This window comes from Vibrio ouci (assembly GCF_004551525.1).
Taxonomy (GTDB): domain Bacteria; phylum Pseudomonadota; class Gammaproteobacteria; order Enterobacterales; family Vibrionaceae; genus Vibrio; species Vibrio ouci.
Genome location: NZ_SATR01000103.1, coordinates 1 through 3,560, shown reverse-complemented (window position 1 = coordinate 3,560; position 3,560 = coordinate 1). Strand labels below are relative to the sequence as shown.

General features: G+C 40.8%; 3 protein-coding genes and 1 pseudogene. 2 read left to right on the top strand and 2 right to left on the bottom strand.

The window, feature by feature from the left end; genetic code table 11:
• The first annotated feature begins 167 nt into the window (after positions 1–167).
• Both ELS82_RS23695 and ELS82_RS23690 read left to right on the top strand, forming a co-directional pair.
• Positions 168–773 (top strand): hypothetical protein, encoded by a 606-nt coding sequence (locus ELS82_RS23695; RefSeq protein WP_134837613.1) that lies wholly within the window; start codon positions 168–170, stop codon positions 771–773.
• 136 nt (positions 774–909) lie between these two features.
• Positions 910–1,506 carry a hypothetical protein gene (locus tag ELS82_RS23690; protein WP_134837612.1) on the top strand — a complete coding sequence of 199 codons (597 nt, stop codon included), beginning with the start codon at positions 910–912 and terminating at the stop codon, positions 1,504–1,506.
• Between the two features lie 209 nt (positions 1,507–1,715).
• On the opposite strand, the pseudogene ELS82_RS27125 reads toward ELS82_RS23690, so the two are convergent.
• A pseudogene (locus ELS82_RS27125) lies at positions 1,716–1,979 on the bottom strand (hypothetical protein).
• Positions 1,980–2,275: 296 nt separating this feature from the next.
• The gene (locus ELS82_RS23680; protein ID WP_134837611.1) at positions 2,276–2,608 is read right to left on the bottom strand and encodes a PBPRA1643 family SWIM/SEC-C metal-binding motif protein; all 333 of its coding nucleotides are present in this window, start codon (positions 2,606–2,608) and stop codon (positions 2,276–2,278) included.
• Between the last annotated feature and the right edge of the window lie 952 nt (positions 2,609–3,560).

Sequence of the window (3,560 nt, the reverse complement as noted above, 5' to 3'; positions counted from 1 at the left end):
ATCAGCATCGAGGAAATCGTTGTTATAACAAGCAATTTAAGAGGGATTCACAACGCTTGGCGCTTTTGCTTCTACTTCAGTTTTAGTGTTTATGGCACAATTCTTTAGGTTTGGGTGGCGGCGTTGTTCACCCCTTAATTGGGCGTTAGCTGACTAGGAGATAAAATTTGAAGCAAATGGTTCAAGTCGAAATTCAAGAAGATGAATTGCTGAAGTTCGAGAAAATAAGTGGTATCTCGTACAAAATCAAAGGTAACTACTCTAAATTATTTTTGGCTGACCTAATGGCGTTTCATAGACTATTTGGTGTGGGCTCTGATGAAGTTCTTATGGTGCTCAATGATTATGAAAAAGGTCTGAATCGCGCTGGCATTAAGGCTCCAACACCTTTTAAGCATCCATTGCTAAAAGGGCTACATCATATTCATTTCGCATCTTCTTGCTACATCCGTCAAAATATTAAAATTGGCCTAGGGAAGAATGGTTTAACGAATATCATCAACAGTGTCTTAGAAGATGATACTAAATCTCCTCATCAACAAGCTGAAGAAATCGCCGAGCAAGTAGTGTCAGGAACTCTGGATAAACGAAAAGCAAGGAACAAAATGACAGGGGAATGGGTTGTTTATGCAAAGTACAACGACGAGCTCTACTATTTGTGCTTGGCTCGACATGATGATGGAGACCGGTTTATTCGCGATAGAATTGAGCAACATTGTGTTGAAGAATTCCCCTTTTTAAGCTCATTGTTAAGTAATGAGTGCGTCAGCTAACAATAAATTTAAGAGTGATTCACAACGCTTGGCGCCATCACTTCAAGTAAGTTTAGTGTTTATGGCACAATGGTTTAGCTAAGGTGGTAGCGTTGTTCACACCTTAATTTGGCGTTATATTTTTCGAGAGGTTGTGGTGAAATTTAATTACGATAAAGTTCTATCGTTAATTGTAGTGTTATCTTTTTATCTAATGATTGCGTCATCACCGGAGCCACTATGGCAAGAACTTGAGGGTAGTTTAATTTCCAAATTGTTCCTATTCGGCAATTATGGGACGTTGTTTACGCTTTCCTCTGGTGTTGTGGTTAGCTATATATTCTATTTGATTGTGGTGTATTACCCATCAAAGAAGCGCAAGTCGGAACTACGTGATCGAATGTGTAATCAACTGTCACTTTTTATGAGTTGGATTAAACCCATTGGTAGTGACTTGCCTCTATTTCTTAGTGTTGACGATTTTGATTCACTTCTAGAAGAACTAGTCCAAACCAAACAGTTAACGGATTTACAGCCTGCGATGATAAAACGTCTCGCCATAGACAACCTAGAGATATTTGCTGGTCTAATTCCAGTAGCTTCAGAAATTAGTGAGGAGCATTTGACCCATTGGTGTAATGCGACACAAATTCTTCGAGGTATTGCTAACACAAAGGATGATAGTCGCGATATCTATAGGTTTCTTGTGTATTTTTTGAAACATATTCAAAGGTTTAAGCAATCAAAAATATAACAAGCAATTTAAGAGGGATTCACAACGCTTGGCACTTTTGCTTCTACTTCAAATTTAGTGTTTATGGCACAATGCTTTAGGTTTGGGTGGAGGCGTTGTTCACCCCTTAATTGGGCGTTAGTCGCCAGAAAAAGCTAGCAATCAAAATCATGTTTCTTAGCTCAAAATTTGGCAGCTGTTTGTTTGGTATACAGATTCATCGTCGATGGTCAAAACTCAGTTTCTGCTGTTTTAAGCCCAAAGCTTGGCAAGTGTCCTAGCGATTGTTTTGTTCTTTGGTGCTGACAGAACAGGGCAATCGAGAGTCTGTTTTTGGTTGCAAATCTGCTCGGTGAGTTTATTGGTTTAAAAGCTCATTTACTTGCTGAAATGACGTTTTCTCTGGTGTTGTAAGTTCCACGTGGTTTCAGTGACTTTGTTGAAAGTCCGCACTGTGAGATTGGTTTTCCAAAAACGCTTGTTGGTGTTGTCAGTCTGTTTTCTACGACGTTTTATGTTCCAAGTGGTTTCATTGAGTAGCCGCTTTGAGACTACGCCTGACTTAAGTACATCAAAGTTCATAAAGTTTGTTGTTCGCAAAGTTTAGTTCGGCTTAAAATTGTCGCTCGGTGCCTCGCGACTAACAAACTGCTCAAGAGGGATTCGCAACGCGTGGCATTTTTACTATGCGTTGGTTTAAGTGATTAAGGTGGTATGCGGCGGCTTGGGTATTCCGTTGCTCACCCCTTAGCAGGGCGTTATACCGCCGTGTGAGGGCGGTATTAGAAACCTAGGCGCAGCACTTCTTGTATTTTTTGCCGCTACCGCAACTACAAGGGTCGTTTCTGTTTGGTTTCTTTTCAAATACCGTTGGTTTTGCCTTGTTCAGGATCGTATCTAGCTCGATCGTGTTTTCTTCTTGGCTTTCATCGACAGTGATGTTGGCGAAAATCGAATGCTCTTGAGTGATAGCTTCGACTTCTTGTTTACGTAGTTCTGTCGGAACAACGATATTGATCGGTGCTTCTTTTGTACCAGCTTTAACGTCGCGATTAACGTTGTAGCCTGACAGTACGTGATTTTGTCGAGTTTCGATTCGACCTTTAAAAAACAGCTTAGACATGCTGATACTCTTTACGTGGTATGTAAGAAAATGAGCAGGGATTATACGTATCGTATTAAAATGATAAAGCTCAAATTGGTTAAAACTTAGTATCGTAGAAAAGCGGTATAACAAGCAATTTAAGAGGGATTCACAACGCTTGGCATTTTTGCTTCTACTTCAAGTTTAGTGTTTATGGCACAATGCTTTAGGTTTGGGGGGAGGCGTTGTTCACCCCTTAATTGGGCGTTATGTTTACTTGTAATTCAAAGGCTTAAAGGTCTTAGGTTCTAGTTGTTTGTCCCTCTGGCAATTCGTCCTTAGTAGACTCAGCAAATCAGTATTGTCGGCCTAAGTTCTTGAACCACTCAGCCCGTAAAAAATGCCAATGTTCGTGGGTTGCTTCATTATCAGGTCGTGGCGGTTGGTTTCTTGTTTAACTGGCTTTAAGTCGTTTTTGGATTCTTAGCCAATTAGCATTTCGGCTTGGCAGTTGCCTCGGCAACTCAACATTGTTTTGCGCTTTGGTTGGAAAGAAAGGGCACTTGTTGAAAGTTAGTTGGGTTGCCTCATTGGGTAGGGAAGTGGAATTGCTCGTTTCTGGTTGGTCGCCTTTGGCGGGCAAGTTGGTTTCAGCCTTGTGCTTTGCTTCAGAAAACTAGTTGGAAATATCAGTTCTTTCTCAAGTAAATCATGTATTTGTGGTAAAACATAACAAACAATTCAACAGTGATTCGCAACGCTTGGCGTTCTCACTTTGGGTTGAGTTTAGTGTTTACGGCGCAGTGGTTTAGTTCAGTGTCTGCGCTGCTCACACGTTAATTGGGCGTTATGTTTACTTGTAATTCAAAGGCTTAAATGTCTTAGGCTCTAGTTCTTTGTCCCTTTGGCAATTCGTCCCTAGTAGACTCAGCAAATCAGTATTGTCGCTCTAAGTCCTTGGATCTCTCACACCGTAAAACATGCCAATGTT